Origin of the sequence: Saccharomonospora glauca K62 (genome assembly GCF_000243395.2) — a bacterium.
Classification (GTDB): domain Bacteria; phylum Actinomycetota; class Actinomycetes; order Mycobacteriales; family Pseudonocardiaceae; genus Saccharomonospora; species Saccharomonospora glauca.
In genome coordinates this window covers 2,227,847-2,245,218 of sequence record NZ_CM001484.1, presented here as the reverse complement: position 1 = coordinate 2,245,218, position 17,372 = coordinate 2,227,847, and the positions used below count along the sequence as shown (strand labels likewise).

The window sequence follows — 17,372 nt, the reverse complement described above, 5'->3', positions numbered from 1 at the left end:
CCGTGACGACCTCCACGGGCACCGGTCCTCGAGAGGTGTCACACCCCGGGAATCCGGCCTCCGCGTGTTCTCGGCCCTCGAACCGCGGTTTCCGCCTCCTTCGGCCGTTGACAGCCTCACCGGCGATGTGGTTCGGTCGGAAACCGGTTTCACGCAGGTGTGGACCACCTCGGCGAGCGTGCCCTCCAGCTCCGCCGGCCGTGCTCGACGTCGAGTACCCAGCGAGGAAACCCCATGGCCGTTCCGCTTGTCCGCCTCCTCGCCGCCGCCGTCACCGTGGCGGCCCTCGTCACCGTCGTCCCACCCGAGCCCGCGCACGCCGCCACCGTCTCCGCCCCGGCCGCCACTGAGCCGGGATGGGAGCTGGCCGACGAGATCCGCGAAGCCATCACACCACCCCGCATCCCGCCGCGCCGAGTCACCATCACCGCCCACGGCGCCGACCCCACCGGGCGCCGCGACAGCACCGATGCCATCGCCGCCGCGATCACCGCCGCCGCACGCAAGGGCGGCGGTAAGGTCGTCGTCCCACCGGGGGAGTACCGCACCGGCGCCATCCACCTGCGCAGCAACATCGAACTGCACGTCAGCCGCGGCGCCACCCTGCGCTTCAGCCAAGACCCGGCCGACTACCTGCCCATGGTCCACACCCGCTGGGAAGGCATCGAGCTCTACAACTACTCGCCGTTCGTCTACGCCTACGGCGTCCACGACGTCGCCATCACCGGGGAGGGCGTGCTCGACGGCCAAGCCGACCCCGAGCACTGGTGGCCGTGGAAGACCGAACCCGACGGCCACGGCGGTGTCGTCGAGACCGAACACCGCAACGCCCTGCACGCCATGGCCGAACAAGGCGTACCCGTGGCACAGCGACGCTTCGCCGACAGCAAACTGCGACCCAACTTCGTCCAGTTCTACCGCAGCTCCACCATCCTGGTCTCCGGCGTCACCCTCACCAACTCACCGATGTGGATGATTCACCCCGTGCTGTCGGAGAACGTCCTCGTCGACGGGGTCACCCTCGACAGCCCCGACGGCCCCAACAGCGACGGGGTCAACCCCGAGTCCAGCCGCAACGTCGTCATCCGCAACTCCCGCTTCAACAACGGCGACGACTGCATCGCCGTCAAGTCGGGCCGCAACGCCGACGGCCGCCGCATCGGCGTGCCCAGCGAGAACATCGTCATCCACGACAACCGCATGTTCGCCGGTCACGGCGGCGTGGTCATCGGCAGCGAGATGTCGGGCGACGTCCGCAACGTCTTCGCCGAACGCAACGTCATGAACAGCCCCCACCTCGACCGGGCCCTCCGCATCAAGACCAACTCCGTCCGCGGCGGCACCGTCGAAGGCGTCTACTTCCGCGACAACGACGTCCCGGCCGTGGCCGACGCCGTCATCCGCATCAACTTCCACTACGAAGAAGGCGACGTCGGGGACTTCACCCCCACCGTGCGCGGCATCCACATCGACAACGTCCACAGTGTCGGCGGCGAATTCGCCCTCTACCTGCGCGGCTACGAACGCTCACCGATCACCGACATCACCATCCGCGACTCGACGTTCTCCGAGGCCACCACCCCCATGCTGCTGGAACACGTCCGCGGGTTGACCTTCGACAACGTCACGATCAACGGAGTCTCCTACGACGGGACCATCGACCACGGCCCGAGGAGCCATCACCGAACCCCACCCGCACTACACCAGTAGTAGTCGTCGGCTCACCCACCGGGGGGGGAGGGGAGGGTCAGCTACTCACCGCGCACTGACCCCGATCCACCTTCCTCGGCGCCTGCGACGACGGCCGCGGATCGAAGTCGAAGATCTCCACCGGGAGGTACACCGTCGCACACGAGTTCGGGATGTCCACCACCCCCGACAACCTGCCCTCGATCGGCGCCGCACCCAGGATCAGGTACGCCTGCTCCCGCGTGTACCCGAACGTGGTCAGGTAGTCGATCGCATGCAGACACGCCCGCTTGTACGCCAACTGCGAGTCCAGATACCGCTGCTCACCGGACTCCGTCACCGACAACCCCGAAAACGCCAGATACTCCGAGTACCGCGGCTCCACCCGACCGGGGATGAACACCGGGGTCTCCAACCCGTACGTCTCCATCCCACCCTTGATCACATCCACGTGCAGATCGATGTAGCCGCCCATCTCGATCGCCCCGCAGAACGTGATCTCGCCGTCGCCCTGACTGAAATGCAGATCACCCAGCGACAACTTCGCCCCCGGCACGAACACCGGATAGAAGATCCGCGACCCCCGCGACAAATTCTTGATGTCCTGGTTCCCGCCGTTCTCCCGAGGCGGAGCAGTCCGCGCCGCCTCCGCCGCCACCCGATCGAACTCCTCACCCGACAACGACCCCAGCAACGCGTTGTGCGGCTCCGGAGGCAACGCCAACGGCGGCACCGCCGACGGGTTCGTCGCGATCAGATCCCCCTCACGTCGGTTCCAGCGCGCCAACATCTCCGCCGACGGCGCCGTCCCCATCAACCCCGGATGCGCGATCCCCACGAACGACACCCCCGGCAGATGCCGCGACGTCGCCGTCTGACCGTGGAAATCCCACACCGCCTTGTACGCGTCGGGGAAGTGGTCCGTCAAAAACCCACCCCCGTTCTGCCGCGCGAAAATCCCCGTGTACCCCCAACCCTGACCCGCCACCGGGCCCCGCTCCTGCGGCACCGGCCCGATGTCGAGGATGTCCACCAGCAGCAAGTCACCGGGCTCGGCACCCTCCACCGCGATCGGACCCGACAACTGGTGCACCATCGAAAGGTCACAATCCCGCACGTCGTTCGCCGAGTCGTCATTGTGGATCGTGCCGTCGAACCACTCCCGGCACTCCACCCGAAACTCCTCACCCGGCCGCACCGACACGGCCGCCGGAATGTCCGGATGCCACCGGTTGTGCCCCCGCACCTCCTGCTCGGCGAAACGACGCGACTGATCGACACGGAACTTCACTTCAGGCATGGGAGACTCCCTCACGACACGACGAGTTCACGGCCGAGGCAACCGCGCATGACGCGGGTCCCGACTCACCCGCACCGCCCCCGGCCCCGGAGGAGGACCCGACACCACCTCGGGCCGCTCCGCACTCCGCTCAGCGCTCTCCACCGCCCGCCACACGGCGGGATCACCACGACGCACCAACGGAACGGTGAACCGGCGCGCGGCCGACGCCCCACACCGAGGACACGAACACCGAGCTGTGGCCCGACCCATCGGAGCCCGCACGTCGAAGTCCCCGCACTCCCGACACCGATACGAGTAGGTCACCATGCCACCCACCCCGATCCATGACGTCGTGGTTCCGGGTGACTTCCCGACCTCCCCGCAGCTAAACGACCGTGTCCGCAGGTTGTGCACGCGTGTCCGCACTTCCCGTACCCGTGTCCGCAGCTGGCGTACGAATGTTCGCATCGCACGCTGCGGACACCCGTACGCCAGCTGCGGACACACGTGCATAGCCTGCGGACACGACGTCACCGGGAACCCACGACCACCGTCGCCTCCCGCTCCTCACACGAACGCACCTCCGCGACCAACCCCGCCGCCTCCACCTCCGACACTGCGGCCCCCACCTGCGCCGCCCCGACCTCGAACAGCACCCGCCCCCCGCACCCCCAACCACCGAGACGCCACCCCGAGCAACCGCCGCACGACCGCCAACCCGTCCACCCCACCGTCCAACGCCGCCCGAGGCTCGTACACCCGCGCCTCGGGCGGCATCAACTCGATCTCCGCACTCGGCACATACGGCACGTTCGCCACCAACACATCCACCCGCCCCACCAGACACACCGGCAACGCCGCGTCGAAATCCCCCTCACACACCACCGCACCGGTCCCCGCCAACGTCCGTCGCGCACACCGCACCGCCACCGGATCCACATCCGCGGCGAACACCCTCACCCCCGGCACCGACGCCGCCACCACCGCCGCGATCGCCCCCGCACCACAACACAGGTCGACCACCACCGACCCCGCCCGCGCCACCGCCACCGCCGAGGCCGCGAGAAACTCCGTCCGCCTCCTCGGCACGAACACCCCGGGCTCGACCACCACCCGCACCCCACCGAACTCCACCCACCCCAGCAGATGCTCCAGCGGCACCCCCACGACCCGCCGCCGCACCAACCGCTCCAACTCCGCCTCGTCCGCCGCCGCGGCCACCAACAGCCGCGCCTCCTCCTCGGCGAACACACACCCCGCCGCACGCAACCGCTCCACCACGTGTCCGTCGGCCACCGCCGCAGCGTACGCCCCCACCACCCGAACGGCGCGCCACAATCCGAAAGCCACTCGCGGTCACGGCTGAGCCAGGGGAGACTCCTCGATCGCCTCCGCCGCCGCGCTCATCGAGTCGTCCATGTACACCGACGTCGTCGACAAACTCGCATGCCCGGCGATCTGCGCCACCGTCGCGATGTCCACCCCCGCGCGCGCCAGGATCGTCAACGCCGTGTGCCGCAACGAGTGCGGCGTCGCCCGCCGCCCCAGAAACTCCCGCGAGTACCGCTGCACCATGCGCTGCACGTCCCTCGGCGACAGCCGCCAGCCCCGAATCGACACGAACAACGCCCCCTCCGCGTCGGCGATACGACGACGCTCCGCCGGATCGTGCGCCGACTTCGGCCGCGGGGGAGCGGGGCGCTCCTCGGCCAGATACCGCTCGATCAACTCCACCGTGGGTTTCGACAGCGGCAGATCCCGGTCCTTGCGTCCCTTGCCCCGTACGTGCAGCACCGGCGTGCGCGTCTCCTCGTGCAACCGAATGTCACTTCGATTCGCACCGCACAGCTCCGACACCCGAGGCCCCGACTCGACCAGCAACCGCAGAATGGCCGCGTCCCGCAGACTCAACCGCTGGTCGGCTCGCAACCGCTCGGACGCCCGTACCACGGGCGCCCCGCGCAACACCAGCGCCTCGTCGAGCCGGAGCCCGACCCGCGACCCCGCCACCCGGTTCGGCGTACGGGGAGGGGTGACCTTCAACGTCGGGTCCACCCGCACGTAGCCCTTGTCGGCGGCCCACCGGAACAACCCCCGCACGGCCGCGAACCACCGCGCCAGCGAGTACGGGCCCCGGCCCGGGGGAGTGGAGCCGTCCTCGGCGATCTTCAATCCCACGCGGTAACGCCGGTCGGGTGCCTTGGCCAGCTTGGTCAGCGCGATCTCCAGGTCGTCGGCCTCGATGGAGTCCAGCTGGGTGTCCGGGCCCAGGAGAGTGGTGAACTCGGTGAGGTCGCGACGATAGGACGTCAACGTCGCGGCGCTGAGTTGCGAGCGGATCACGCGCCGTTCGAGGATCTCCAGGTACTCCAATGTCGCGTCACGGACCGTGACGTCGGACAGCCGTTCCGGTTTCGCCACGTCAAGATCATAACTATGTCGTGGAATGCACAATACACGACATAAATTCACGTTTCGGTTCCGGCGAGCGAGAGGGGACTCCCCGAGCACGAGAACGCCACGAAACGACCCCATCGATCCACCCCGACCCTTCTAAGGTGACCCACATGAGGATCGGGGAACTGGCGCGCCGGTGCGGGGTGACCGTGCGCGCGATCCGGTACTACGAGTCCCTGGGACTGCTGACGTCCCGTCGGGGACCGAACGGCTACCGCATCTTCGACGAATCCGCCGTCTCGCGCGTCCGCAACATCCGCATGCTGCTCGACTCCGGGCTGGACGGGGCCAGCATCGCCGTGGTCGGACACTGTCTGGAGGACGACCTGAACGGCTCCGAACCCTGCGCGGCCGCCGTCGAACTGTACGAACAACGACTCGCCGCGGTGGACGAGCGCGTACGCCGCCTGACGGCGGTCCGGGAACAACTCGCGCGCCGGGTGACCGAGCTGCGCGGAAACACCCGTAAGGTCCGGGCCGACGCTTGACCTTGACGCTGGCGTCAGGGTTCGACGATCGGGGCATGGAATCCAGCACTCGATCCCGACCACGGCGTGCGTGGCTGTTCTCGCTGCTGATGGTCACCTTCGCCATCGGGACCGACGACTTCGTCGTCGCCGGCGCCCTTCCCGCGATCAGCCGAGATCTGGCCGTCAGCGAGGGCACCACCGGACAACTGGTGACGGTGTTCTCCCTGGCCTACGCCTTCTCGGCGCCCGTGATGGCCGTCCTGACCAGCCGCGTCCCGCCGCGTCGACTCCTCGGCCTCGGCCTGACGCTCTTCGCCGCGTTGAACTTCGCGACCGCGCTCGCCACGTCCTTCGAGATCCTGCTGGTGCTGCGGATCGTGACCGCGGTCGTCGCCGGCACGTTGAGCCCCGCGGCGTTCGCGATCGCGGGTCAGCGCGCCGAACCGGGGTATGCGGGGCGGGCGATCGGCGTGGTCGCGGCGGGGCTGACGGTGTCGCTGGCGGTGGGGGTGCCCATCGGCACCTGGTTGAGCACGCGGTGGGGATGGCATGCGACGTTCGTCGCCGTTGGGGTGTTCACCGTGGGCGCGCTGGTCACGGTGGCGGCCACGCTGCCGAGGTTCGAACCGGTGTCCGAGGCCGGGATCGGTGACCGGCTGCGGGCGTTGCGGTCCCCGGCCATCCTGGCGTGTGCCGTGACCACCACGATCGGGGCGTGTGCCGGGCTGATGCCCTACATCTACGTCGCTCCCATCAGCGAGGCCCTGACGGCGCGTCCGGAGCTGTTGACCGTGTTCATCGCGACGATCGGGGTCGCCGGCGCCCTCGGCGCGGCGGTGGGTGGTCACATCGCCGACGGGTGGGGGCCGGATCGCGGCATGATCGCCACCTTCGGCACCGCGTTGGTCGTCGTGCTGGTGTGGGTCGGGCTTCATGCCACGGTGGCGCCCGTTCCGCCGGTCGTGATCATGGGGTCGCTGGCCGTCTGGGGTGTGGCGGCGTGGAGCAACAACGCGCCGATGAACGCCCGCACCCTCGCGCTCGCCGGTCCGGTCGGCACCGAGGCGATGGCCCTCAACACCAGTGGTCTCTACGTCGGGATGGCCTGTGGTTCCGCGATCGGTGGTCTGGTGCTCGACCGGTTCGGGGTCACGGGCACGCTCCTGGCCGCGATCGGTATCGGGGTCTGTGGGGTGGCCGCGATGGTGATCAGTGTGAGGCGCTGGCCCACGGGGCGGCCCGCGCGCGGGAAAGCCGGAAAGAAGGCTCGCGTGTGAGGTCTCGTCGGTGACGGTGCGGGGTCGTCGTTCGGGGCTCGGGGAGTGCCGGGCGCGGCCCCCACGACCATAACTTTACATAATGTTCCTTATCGGCTTTTCTGTTCGTGCTGGTCCGGACCGGTTCGGTCGCCGGTCAGCGCAGCCGTTCGAGGTCGCGTGCCGCGCGTGCCAATTCGTCCGCCAGCGCGCACAGTTCGTGGGCGTGGGCGCCTTCGCGTGCCGCGGTGGCGATGTCCTCGGCGGCGCACCGGAGTTGGAACAGCCGGTCCTGCAGTGCCGCGAGCTCGCTCGCCGACAGCACCACGGCGTCGGCGGGTAGTCCGCCGCGCTGCACGGCCGAGCGGCGTTCGTAAGCGCGCTGGCGGCAGGCGTGGCCGCAGTATCGGCGCTTGCGGCCCGCGCCCGATTGGCCGAGGCGACGTCCACACCACCCGCAGTGCTCCGGTGCCCGTGTCCTGCGGACCGCACCCACTGTTTCGTCACGTGACGTTTCGGGTGTGGTGTCGGGGGCGGTGCTGATGTCGGTCATGCCGCGCGACATTAGTTCGTCGACCGGGCTCGGGCCACGCGAACCCGACGGCTGCCACCTCTGCCCTCCCCTCGGCTGTTCGTCACGGACGCGTGCCGGGGTGCGGTCGCGGGAGCAGACTGGTGCTCATGACGATCGCGCACCCTTATCTGGCGGCTCCTCCCCCGCGTGCTTTCGCTCATCGGGGCTGGCATTTGGACGAGTTGGCGGGGATGGAGAACTCGCTGTCGGCGTTTCGGCGCGCCGTGGACGAGGGCTATCGCTATGTCGAGACGGACGTGCACGCCACCGCCGACGGCACGGTGGTGGTCCATCACGATCCGACTCTCGACCGCACCACCGACCGCACCGGGGTGATCCTGGAGCAGCCGTGGGCCGTGGTGCGGCACGCGAAGATCGGTGGCCGGGAGCCGGTGTCGCGTTTGGAGGACGTGTTGGAGGAGTTGCCGAACGCGTTCTTCAACGTCGACGTCAAGTCGGACGCGGCGGTGGAGCCGTTCGTGCGGGTGTTGCGGCGGCAGAAGGCGTTCGACCGGGTGGCGGCGGCGGCGTTCTCGGAGGCGCGGCTGGCGCGGCTGCGCAAGTTGGCGGGGCCTCGGCTGGTGACGTCGCTGGGGCCGCGGTCGGCGGCGTTGTTGCGGGCGGACGGGTGGTTGCCGTTTCTGCGGCTCGGGTCGTTCAGCCGGGGTGTGTTGGCGCAGGTGCCGGTGCGGCGGGGCCCGGTGACGGTGGTCGACAAGGCGTTCATCGCGGCGGCGCATCGGCTGGGTGTCGAGGTGCACACCTGGACGATCAACGACAAGGAGCGGATGTGTTCGCTGCTCGATCTGGGCGTGCACGGCATCGTGACCGATCGGCCGGACCTGCTGCGGGAGGTGCTGATCGAGCGCGGGAGCTGGCCGTCGACGTGACGGCTGCTTCCCTCTTCCTGCCGTTCGGGAGGTGGGCTTGTGCCCGCCGAGGAGCGACTCGGCGGGCACAAGCTTCACTGCTGATGCAGCATGTCGAGCAGTACGGCTGCGCCGATCAGTACCAGTGAGCCGCCGAGTAGGTCGACTGCCCGTGCGATGAGCCGGTACTTGCGGGTGACGAGGACGGACAAGGCGACGAGTTGACGACGCCGTTCGTCCTCGGCGGTCATGGTGACCAGGTGTTCCCGCAGTTCCTCCGGGTTGTCGGCGTAGCGCGCATAGCCCGCGAAGTAGCTGCTGCTGCCCCGTGAGCGGGAGGTCCCGCTCGGTCGCACGCTGATCAGCAGGTGGGTGAGGCTGGCTGCCAGCAGGACGATCCCCGTCCAGGCCAGCCATTCCACGCCGTTCCACAGGGACGACAGTCCCGACTTTCCGGCGAAGCCGGCGACGAGACCGGCAGCGATGGCGGAGAACAGCGCGAGCAGGGTCGCCGCTTTCTGGTCCGTGCGTCCCAGCTCGGTGCGTACTTCCGACAGCGCCGATTCGATGTCGCGGGACAGGTGGGACTCATCGAGCGTCATCCACACCGCCCGTGGTCTGGAGCTCGTCGGCGATTCGGGCGGAGATTCCCCTGTGATTACGGCTTGCCTCCACCGTCACCACGTCTCCGGGGCGGTGGCCGGCCGCGTCGTCGCCGAGGTAGAGGAAGAGGCTCTGCTGGTTGCCCAGTGCGTCCCGGATGTCGACGAATCCGTATCCCTTGTGCGCGAGGACGCGTTGGAAGGTCGCGCGGACGTGCTGCCCTTCCTGAATGGCACAGCTGGCGACGGGGCGTCCGCCGTCTTTGAACGGCGGCCGTGGAACGAACCTGACCGAACGCCCTTCGATGAGGTCTTCGCCGCCGACGACGTGGCGGCGGTCGAGGTAGTAGTCACCGTCCGAGAGCGTGGAGATGAATCCCCTCCCCTGCTCGGGGTCCCATTTCCTGACCACTCCTTCGCGGACGTCCGGGCGCGGGGGTGTTTGGTGGTTGGTCTGCGCCGTGGTGCGCTCGCTGATCTCGTCGACGAGCGCGTTGGTGGCCCCGAACGGCTTTCCGTGCCAGATGACCTCCCGGTACTTGACCGGTTTGGTGAATCCCTTGAGCTCGACACGCCATTCCTCGGACAGGTAGTCGTCCGGGGAGTAGTCGTGGACGCGCCCCATCTTGGAGGAGACCTTGTTCATGTTCGCGGACGCGACGGTGGCGCTGTCCACCCAGATGGCTTGGGGTGCGGCGGCGGAACAGAGTCGTGCGGCGAGGTCGACCACGGAGCCGACGTAGTCGATTCCCCCTCCGGGGGCTTTGTATTCGACGACTCGTCCGGTAGCGATTCCGACGGTGGCGAGACAGTCGTTGACAACTCCTTGGGAGTTTACCTCACGCAGCTCCTCCTGGATGTGAATGGCGGAGCAGATCGCTTCCGCTGCGTTTTCCCCGTCGAAGGCGGCCAGGGTACCGTCACCGAGGTACTTGACCACCTCTCCCCCGTGCTTGGTGGTGGCTTCCGTGGTGATGTCCAGGAATTTCCCGATGGTGGGAAGCCAACCGACCTCTCCCGAGCGGCCTTTCATTTCCGTCGATCCGGCGAGATCGGCGAACAGGATGACCTTGGTGGGGCGGTCGGTGCTCCTCAGGGCCTCCTGGAAGAGCGTGAAGTGGTCGGTGGACATAACGGTACCCCCATTCCGAAAGCGAGTTTCTATGCGCCTCGACTCCTCTGGACGTGTGTGAGATCTGACGCTTTTCCGTGGTTTTCAGTTTCCTCGAAAATGCTTGCATGGGCAATGTTTTGGTTTGCCCAAACGATGGCAAAGTTTTGCATCCCGACATGAAAATGTTTGCCTTTGGGTGGGAGCCGGGTCGGGCCATAATCGTGGCCATGCCTTCGGCGCGTGCGATGTCGTCGCTACGGGACCGGTTGTTCGGTAAGGGAGCGCTGGCTCCGGGTCATCACCCGGATCTGCACACCATGCCTCACGCGGTGATGGCGCGGCGCGCGCTCCATGGTTTCTACCGGCGGATGGCGTTGAGCAGGCTCGTCGTGGCCCTGTTGTGGACGGTGTTCATGACGGTTCCGCCGCACGCGCCGGGGCGGGTGGGGGATCTCGTGGGCGCCAGTGTCGTCGCCGGGGTGGCGGCCATGGTGTCCGCGGTGGCTGCGTGGGTGCATCACCACGACGGGGTCCTGGAATGGATGCGTGATCGCGCCGTGCTCGGCTGGATGTCCAGCTATCTCCGGCGTACCGCGCGGGAAAGGCGGGTCTCGGTGGATGTTCCGGGGGCCGCTGAGGGGGCGAGCGTGCTCGCTCTGACGGCGTTGACCGCGTGGGCCGCTCCTTCCGCGGGTGAGGTGGCTTCCGTGGAGTGGTCGCTCGCGTTCACGTTGCTGTTGTTGTACTTCCCGTTCTCTCAGTACGTCATCGACCCGGCGTGGTATCAGCCGGATCTGGCGCGACGTGCCGGGTTCGCGTGGTTTCGGTTCCTGCTGCCGCTGGCGTTGGCCGGTGCCGGTTTGGTGCTCTACCGGGTGTGCGCTCCCACGGCGTCGGTGGGGCCCGACGGAGCGGTTGTGATCGCTGGTTTGATGATGCGGCTTTATGTGGACGTCAGTTTGGTCAACTCGCTGTTGGCGGCTCTTCCGAGTTCTCTTCGTGACCAGCGTAAGGACCTTTCCGACGCGGTGTCGAGCGCCCTGCACAGTAAGATCAAAAATCAGTTGCGTCTTCTTTCTCATCAGCTGGATCTCGATTCGCAATCAGCGGAAGTGCGAGCGAGTTGGCACCGCTTGATGCACCAGGTGGAGTCGTTGCGGCGGCATCCGTTCCGGGAAGACGGTGGTGTGGACATCGACGACATTCTCGAGGGGGTGAAGTCGACCTGTGGTTCGCTTGCCCACGATAGGTCGGCGATCGAGGTGTCGGTGGAGCGTTCCCCGGAGGGCGGTTCTCCGCTGCGGCCGACCGATCTGAGTTTGCTCGAGATCGTTCTCGGTGACTTGTGCGGAAACGCGGTGCGGGAGGCTAATCGGCAGGGCGGGCCGATGTTCAAGATACGGGTTTCGGTCAGCACGACGAGGGAGGGCTCGCGGCGACGGGTCACCGTGGTCGTGAAGGACGACGGTCGGGGTTTCGATGCCGCCGCTCCGTTGAGCCGGATGGATTCGAGTCTGGCAGTACTCGACAGGAGGCTTCGGCGTCGTGGTGGGGGGCTCGACTTCAGTCGTTCGTCCAGCGGCGGGGCGCAGGTTCGTGCCACGTGGCTGGCGCTGTGAGTTGTCGACGCGCCCCAAGTTTGGCGAATCACTGACAGCTACCACCGATTTCTGGGAAACTAGTTTCCTATTCCTCGAAGTCGGGAGGTAGCTGCCTTTGGCTGAGAGTTTCCCTGAATCGAACGATTCCACCGCGGTTCGAAACATCCTCATCGTCGATGACTTGGCCACCATCGAGTACAGCATCGAGGGCATGCTCAACAGACATGCCGCTGTCATGTCGGGTCGTCTGGCTTTCGAAGTCACTCAGGTGACCAGTCCGGACGACATCCCCGCCACCGTCCAGCTCGCCTCGGAGCTGGGGTGCAGCTACAGCTTGGCGCTGGTGGACCTTGACTTCGGCGCGCACCGTGCGGGTGGCTCGCAAAGTCACGGGTTGACGGCGCTGCGGCTGTTGGCGGAACACACACCGGAGACCAGAACAGCGCTGTACACGGCGGATGTCGAAGGCAACAGGGAGTTGATGTTGCGGGCGGCGTTCGAGCTCTGCCCGTACAAGCCGAGCACCTGGATCAGTAAGTCGTCACCCCCGGAAGAGCAGGCCGACACGATCTGTGACCTGCTGGACGGAAAGGACCCTCCGTCGGGGCCTCTTCGCCCCTACGTTTTCCGCCCGGATCACCTACGTCTGCGCACCGTGTGCGGCACTCGTACGCAACTACGGCTGTGGCGGGCCCTGGCGCTGGGGTTGGACAACCGGGGGCAGATCGCCGCCCACGCCGGGACCAGCGCCAGCACGCTCGACAAGTTCGTCGCGCGTGTTAGGCCGTTCATTCTCGATTGTCTCGGCACTCCGGACGACACGCCCGTGCCCGCTGCCCGTGCCGCGAATCTGGCATTGGCGGTGCGGTTCGCCTATTCCAACCGAGCTTTCTTCACCGACCCGGAGTTGGAGCGGCTCGTCGGCCGTTGACGCGCTCCGGCTCACCCCCGGTGACGTTGCGCGCGGACTGGTTCGGGGAATTCGGTGAGGCGGGTGTGTTCGACGAGCAGGTCATCGCACTCTGGGCCACGGCGAAGGCGGGCCGTCGGGCTACTTCCCTCCCCATGTCCGGGAGGGTGGCTCGTCCACAGCGGACGGTGAAGTTCGCCTCCTCCCCCGCCACCTTCACTGTACAGCTCGCCCCCGGGCTTGCGGCAAGCCCCGGTGCGGGCCGCACAATTCCCCTTCCGAGCCGGGAGCGCGTGAAACCACGCCCGAGTCGCGCGGGGTGGTCCCGGCCGTCGTGGAGGGGATTCGATGTTCGACGTGATCGTTGTCGGTGGTGGGCCGACCGGGATGATGCTGGCCGGTGAGTTGCGGCTGCACGGGGTGCGGGTGCTGGTGTTGGAGCGGGAGACCGAGCCCACCACGGTGATCCGGTCGCTGGGCCTGCATGTGCGCAGTGTCGAGGTGCTGGACCAGCGGGGTTTGGTGGAGCGGTTTCTGGAGCACGGTCGGCAGTACCGCATCGGGGGTTATTTCGCCGGTATCCACAAGCCGTGGCCGGAGGGGTTGGACACCTCCCACCCCTACATTCTCGGGATTCCGCAGCCCGTCACCGATCGGTTGTTGGCCGAGCACGCCGTGGAGGTCGGCGCGGAGGTGCGGCGCGGCTGCGAGGTGGTGGCGGTGCACCCGGACGAGGACGGGGTGACCGTCGAGTTGGCCGATCGCACGCGGCTGCGGGCGCGGTACCTCGTGGGGTGTGACGGTGGGCGGAGCACGGTGCGGAAAGCGCTCGGCATCGGGTTTCCCGGGGAGCCGGCCTCGGTCGAGTGGCTGCTCGGTGAGCTGGAGCTGACGGAGGACCCGGAGACGGTCGCGGCGGTGGTGGCCGAGGTCCGCAAGACGCACCTGGGGTTCAGTGCGGGCCCGGTGGGTGACGGGGTGTTCCGCGTGGTCGTGCCCGCGGAGAAGGTGACCGAGGATCGGTCGGTTCCGCCGAGCTTGGAGGAGGTGGCGCGGCGGCTGCGGGTGTTCGCGGGCACGGATTTCGGTGCGCGTGCGCCGCGGTGGCTGTCCCGGTTCACCGATGCCACGCGGTTGGCCGAACGGTATCGGGTCGGGCGTGTCCTGCTGGCCGGGGACGCGGCGCACGTCCATCCCCCGTTAGGTGGGCAGGGACTCAACCTCGGTATTCAGGACGCGTTCAATCTCGGGTGGAAGCTGGCCGCGACGGTGAAGGGTTGGGCGCCGGAGGGACTGCTGGACACCTATCACACCGAACGGCATCCGGTGGCCGCCGCGGTGTTGGAGAACACGCGCGCGCAGACGGAATTGTTGTCGCCGGAGCCGGGTGCGCGGGCGGTACGGCGGTTGCTGTCGAGGTTGATGGATTTCGAGGTGGTGAACCGGTACGTGATGGAGCAGGTCACCGCGCTCGGGGTGCGGTATGACGTCGGGGACGACGGTCACGAGCTGCTCGGTCGGCGGATGCGGGACGTGCGGCTGGGGCGGGGGCGCCGCCTCTACGAGGTGATGCGAAGCGGCCGGGGGGTGTTGGTGGACGCCACCGGTGAGCTTTCGGTGGCGGGCTGGGCCGATCGGGTCGACCGTGTCGGGGACGTCGGTGAGGAGGTGGGGGCTCCCGCGGTGTTGCTGCGGCCGGACGGTCACGTGGTGTGGGTCGGTGAGGACCAGCGGGAGTTACGCGCCCGGCTATCGCGGTGGTTCGGTGCCGCCGAGGTCGGGTGATCGGGCGGCGGCGTCGCGGGCGCGCTGTCGGAGCAGGGCGCGTTCGCGGGCGTTGCGGGTCAGGTCGGCGGCGCGAGTGAATTCGTGGTGGGCCTCGGTGTGGCGGCCGAGTTTGGTGAGCAGGTCGCCCCGCACGGCGGGCAGGAGGTGGTAGCGGGCGAGGGCGGGGTCGTCGGCGAGGTGGTCGACCAGGTCGAGCGCGGCGGCGGGTCCGTGGGCCATGGAGACCGCGACGGCTCGGTTGAGTTCCACCACGGGTGAGGGGTTGACGCGCGCCAAGGCGGCGTAGAGGTCGGCGATGTGGGCCCAGTCGGTGTCCTCGGGGGTGGTGGCGCGGGCGTGGCAGGCCGCGATGGCGGCTTGCAGCACGTAGGGGCCGGGGGTGTCGGTGAGGGCGAGGGCGCGGTCGAGTGCGGTCAGGCCGCGGCGGATGAGGAGGCGGTCCCAGCGGGAGCGGTCCTGGTCGAGCAGCAGGACGGGGTCGCCGGTGGGGCCGGTTCGGGCGTGGAGGCGGGACGCTTGGAGTTCAAGCAGGGCCACCAGGCCGTGGACCTCGGGTTCGGTGGGGGCGAGTTCGGCGATCATGCGGCCGAGGCGGAGGGCTTCGACGCACAGGTCGGGGCGGGTCCACTCCTCGCCCGCGGTGGCGGTGTAGCCCTCGTTGAAGATGAGGTAGACGACTTCGAGGACCGAGGCCAGGCGGGGGGCGAGGTCGGGGCCTTGCGGGACGGCGAAGGGCACCCGTTTGCGGGCGAGGGTTTTCTTCGCGCGGGTGATGCGTTGGGCCACGGTGGGTTCGGGGAGCAGGAACGCGCGGGCGATCTCGGCGGTGGTGAGGCCGCCGACGAGCCTCAAGGTCAGGGCGACGCGGGCGTTGGTGGACAGTACGGGGTGGCAGGCTGTGAAGACCAGCCGCAGCATCTCGTCGGTGAGGTCGTCGTGGGGGTCGGGCAGCTCGGGCTCGGTGTGGGTGGGGGTTTCGCGGGCGAGTTCGGTGATTTTGTGGTCGAGGCGGGTGCGTCGGCGGAGTTCGTCGATGGCGCGGCGTTTGGCCACGGTCTGCAACCAGGCGGCGGGGTTGGTCGGGACTCCGGTGCTCGGCCACTGTTCGAGGGCGGCGACGAGCGCGTCCTGGGCCAGTTCCTCGGCGGTGCCGAGGTCGTGGGTCCAGGACGCGAGGGAGGCAATGAGGCGGGCGGATTCGATCCGCCATACCGCGTCGAGGGTGCGGCGCACCTCGGTGGCGTCCATGGTGGGATATCCAACCAGGTGCGCCGCCGCTGTCGTAGTCGGTGACGTCAGTGTGACGGCTCCCGTCGGTGTTGGGTGGCTTCCCGCATGCGGGCTTCGGCTTCCTTCACCTCGGGGGTGAGGGCGTCGCCGAAGTCCTCGTCGGTGAACACGCGGCGGATCTCGATCTGCCCGCCGGGGCCGAGTGGGGCGCGGCGGGCCCATTCGACGGCTTCGTCGCGGGAGGAGACTTCGAGCAGCCAGTAGCCGGCGACGAGTTCCTTGGTCTCGGTGAAGGGCCCGTCGATGACGGTGGGGGTGTTGGTGTCGTCGAAGACGACGCGGGCGCCGTCGGAGCTGGGGGCCAGGCCGTTGCCGTCGAGGAGCACGCCCGCCTTGACGAGCTTTTCGTTGTAGGCGGTCATGTCGGCCAGTTCCTTCTCGCTGGGCATCTCGCCGGCCTCGGAACGCTCGTCCGCCTTGACGAACATCAGGTAACGCATGAGGGTGTCCTTTCGGTTGTGGGAGGGTCCCGGTGTCCCTCCTGCTGTATTCCCGTCGAACGAGCGGTGCGGTTTTCGACAGGCGCGCGGATTTTTTTCCGGGGTCGGCGTGCGCGGGCCCACAACCGGTGCGTCGCTAGAGTTCACCGCATGTTTTCCCGCTTCGTTGCTCTGGGTGATTCGTTCACCGAGGGGGTCGGTGACGACGACCCCTCCTCCCCCAACGCGGTACGTGGCTGGGCCGACCGGGTGGCCGAGCAGTTGGCTTTCCTGCGTGCGGACTTCACCTACGCCAACCTCGCCATCCGGGGGCGGTTGTTGCCTCAGGTGCTGGCCGAGCAGTTGGCGCCCGCGGTGGAGATGAAGCCCGACCTGGTGACGTTGTATGCGGGCGGGAACGATCTGATGCGGCCGAAGGTCGACATCGACGCGTTGTGCGCGGACTACGACGCGGCTGTGGAGCGGTTGGCGGCCACGGGGGCCACGGTGGTGTTGTTCACCGGCGTCGACGGTGTGGCGGACCCGGTGTTTCGGCGGATGCGGGGCCGCACCGCCGTCTACAACGAGCATGTGCGGTTGATCGCGGCGCGGCACGGCGCGCTGGTGGTCGACATGTGGGCGATGCGGGTGTTGCGGGATCGGCGGTTGTGGTCGGCGGACCGGATTCATCTCAACACCGCTGGGCATGTGGTGATCGCGGCGGCGGTGTTGGACACGCTGGGGGTGGAGCACTCCCTCTCCCCCGCCCCGTTGGGTGAGCCGGTGATGCTGAGTCGGGCGCAGCGGCGGGCGGAGAACCTGCGGTGGGTTCGGGAGCACGCGTTGCCGTGGATCGGCAGGCGGTTGCGGGGCGCGTCGTCCGGGGACGGGTTGCAGCCGAAGCGGCCGAGTTTGGCGCCGGTGTTCGTGGGCGAGCCCGTACGGGAATGACACCCCGGCCCCGGCGCGGCGAGCACGGTGGCGGGGTCCGTGGTGGCGCGGCCCGGCGTGTGCGGGTCCGCGCCACCACGGGGTCAGCGTCCGGGGATCA

The 17,372-nt window shown here is 68.3% G+C and carries 16 protein-coding genes and 1 pseudogene; 8 read left to right on the top strand and 9 right to left on the bottom strand.

Annotated features, from left to right (window positions below):
• The first annotated feature begins 234 nt into the window (after nucleotides 1-234).
• A complete protein-coding gene (locus SACGLDRAFT_RS10685) occupies nucleotides 235-1,710 on the top strand; it encodes a glycoside hydrolase family 28 protein (protein ID WP_005464473.1) in 1,476 nt (491 codons plus the stop codon).
• 37 nt (nucleotides 1,711-1,747) lie between these two features.
• On the opposite strand, the gene fmdA is transcribed toward SACGLDRAFT_RS10685, so the two are convergent.
• The 4 genes and pseudogenes from fmdA to SACGLDRAFT_RS10670 form a co-directional block, all read right to left on the bottom strand.
• Nucleotides 1,748-2,989, bottom strand: coding sequence for a formamidase (gene fmdA / locus SACGLDRAFT_RS10680; RefSeq protein WP_005464471.1), 1,242 nt, complete (start codon nucleotides 2,987-2,989; stop codon nucleotides 1,748-1,750).
• Between the two features lie 27 nt (nucleotides 2,990-3,016).
• Nucleotides 3,017-3,298 carry a zinc ribbon domain-containing protein gene (locus SACGLDRAFT_RS21880; protein WP_005464469.1) on the bottom strand — a complete coding sequence of 94 codons (282 nt, stop codon included), beginning with the start codon at nucleotides 3,296-3,298 and terminating at the stop codon, nucleotides 3,017-3,019.
• A gap of 203 nt (nucleotides 3,299-3,501) precedes the next feature.
• A pseudogene (locus SACGLDRAFT_RS10675) lies at nucleotides 3,502-4,267 on the bottom strand (putative protein N(5)-glutamine methyltransferase).
• A 60-nt stretch (nucleotides 4,268-4,327) separates the two neighbouring features.
• Nucleotides 4,328-5,392: a tyrosine-type recombinase/integrase gene (locus SACGLDRAFT_RS10670; RefSeq protein ID WP_040918920.1), complete on the bottom strand. Its 1,065-nt coding sequence runs from the start codon at nucleotides 5,390-5,392 to the stop codon at nucleotides 4,328-4,330.
• Nucleotides 5,393-5,538: 146 nt separating this feature from the next.
• Here SACGLDRAFT_RS10670 and SACGLDRAFT_RS10665 point away from each other — a divergent pair, with 146 nt between their 5' ends.
• Together SACGLDRAFT_RS10665 and SACGLDRAFT_RS10660 are read left to right on the top strand one after the other, a co-directional pair.
• Nucleotides 5,539-5,916 (top strand): MerR family transcriptional regulator, encoded by a 378-nt coding sequence (locus SACGLDRAFT_RS10665; protein ID WP_005464453.1) that lies wholly within the window; start codon nucleotides 5,539-5,541, stop codon nucleotides 5,914-5,916.
• A 35-nt stretch (nucleotides 5,917-5,951) separates the two neighbouring features.
• Complete coding sequence (locus SACGLDRAFT_RS10660) at nucleotides 5,952-7,175, top strand: MFS transporter (protein ID WP_051036255.1); 1,224 nt, start codon at nucleotides 5,952-5,954, stop codon at nucleotides 7,173-7,175.
• A gap of 136 nt (nucleotides 7,176-7,311) precedes the next feature.
• On the opposite strand, the gene SACGLDRAFT_RS21875 is transcribed toward SACGLDRAFT_RS10660, so the two are convergent.
• Nucleotides 7,312-7,707 carry a hypothetical protein gene (locus SACGLDRAFT_RS21875; protein ID WP_005464449.1) on the bottom strand — a complete coding sequence of 132 codons (396 nt, stop codon included), beginning with the start codon at nucleotides 7,705-7,707 and terminating at the stop codon, nucleotides 7,312-7,314.
• Nucleotides 7,708-7,835: 128 nt separating this feature from the next.
• Here SACGLDRAFT_RS21875 and SACGLDRAFT_RS10650 point away from each other — a divergent pair, with 128 nt between their 5' ends.
• Nucleotides 7,836-8,618 carry a glycerophosphodiester phosphodiesterase gene (locus SACGLDRAFT_RS10650; RefSeq protein ID WP_040919851.1) on the top strand — a complete coding sequence of 261 codons (783 nt, stop codon included), beginning with the start codon at nucleotides 7,836-7,838 and terminating at the stop codon, nucleotides 8,616-8,618.
• Nucleotides 8,619-8,692: 74 nt separating this feature from the next.
• Here SACGLDRAFT_RS10650 and SACGLDRAFT_RS10645 read toward each other — a convergent pair whose 3' ends face one another.
• Nucleotides 8,693-9,199, bottom strand: coding sequence for a Pycsar system effector family protein (locus SACGLDRAFT_RS10645; RefSeq protein WP_005464446.1), 507 nt, complete (start codon nucleotides 9,197-9,199; stop codon nucleotides 8,693-8,695).
• A complete protein-coding gene (locus SACGLDRAFT_RS10640; protein ID WP_005464444.1) occupies nucleotides 9,186-10,331 on the bottom strand; it encodes an adenylate/guanylate cyclase domain-containing protein in 1,146 nt (381 codons plus the stop codon). Before SACGLDRAFT_RS10640 ends, SACGLDRAFT_RS10645 begins: the two co-directional genes overlap by 14 nt.
• 107 nt (nucleotides 10,332-10,438) lie before the next feature.
• On the opposite strand from SACGLDRAFT_RS10640, the gene SACGLDRAFT_RS10635 reads away from it, so the two are divergent.
• The 3 genes from SACGLDRAFT_RS10635 to rox all read left to right on the top strand — a co-directional run bounded on the left by SACGLDRAFT_RS10635 (nucleotide 10,439) and on the right by rox (nucleotide 14,609).
• Nucleotides 10,439-11,932: a sensor histidine kinase gene (locus SACGLDRAFT_RS10635; protein WP_232284122.1), complete on the top strand. Its 1,494-nt coding sequence runs from the start codon at nucleotides 10,439-10,441 to the stop codon at nucleotides 11,930-11,932.
• Between the two features lie 163 nt (nucleotides 11,933-12,095).
• Nucleotides 12,096-12,845, top strand: a complete 750-nt coding sequence (locus tag SACGLDRAFT_RS10630; RefSeq protein WP_232284120.1) for a DNA-binding response regulator — start codon at nucleotides 12,096-12,098, stop codon at nucleotides 12,843-12,845.
• 327 nt (nucleotides 12,846-13,172) lie between these two features.
• The gene (gene rox, locus SACGLDRAFT_RS10625) at nucleotides 13,173-14,609 is read left to right on the top strand and encodes a rifampin monooxygenase (protein WP_005464438.1); all 1,437 of its coding nucleotides are present in this window, start codon (nucleotides 13,173-13,175) and stop codon (nucleotides 14,607-14,609) included.
• Here the strand turns inward: rox and SACGLDRAFT_RS10620 are convergent.
• Together SACGLDRAFT_RS10620 and SACGLDRAFT_RS10615 are read right to left on the bottom strand one after the other, a co-directional pair.
• Entirely contained in the window at nucleotides 14,574-15,860 is a 1,287-nt protein-coding gene (locus tag SACGLDRAFT_RS10620) for an RNA polymerase sigma factor (RefSeq protein WP_005464436.1), read from the bottom strand. The genes rox and SACGLDRAFT_RS10620 overlap by 36 nt on opposite strands.
• A gap of 47 nt (nucleotides 15,861-15,907) precedes the next feature.
• Nucleotides 15,908-16,342 carry a YciI family protein gene (locus tag SACGLDRAFT_RS10615; RefSeq protein ID WP_005464434.1) on the bottom strand — a complete coding sequence of 145 codons (435 nt, stop codon included), beginning with the start codon at nucleotides 16,340-16,342 and terminating at the stop codon, nucleotides 15,908-15,910.
• Between the two features lie 150 nt (nucleotides 16,343-16,492).
• On the opposite strand from SACGLDRAFT_RS10615, the gene SACGLDRAFT_RS10610 reads away from it, so the two are divergent.
• On the top strand, nucleotides 16,493-17,272 hold the full coding sequence (locus SACGLDRAFT_RS10610; protein ID WP_005464432.1) for an SGNH/GDSL hydrolase family protein: 780 nt from the start codon (nucleotides 16,493-16,495) through the stop codon (nucleotides 17,270-17,272).
• Nucleotides 17,273-17,372: the final 100 nt, after the last annotated feature.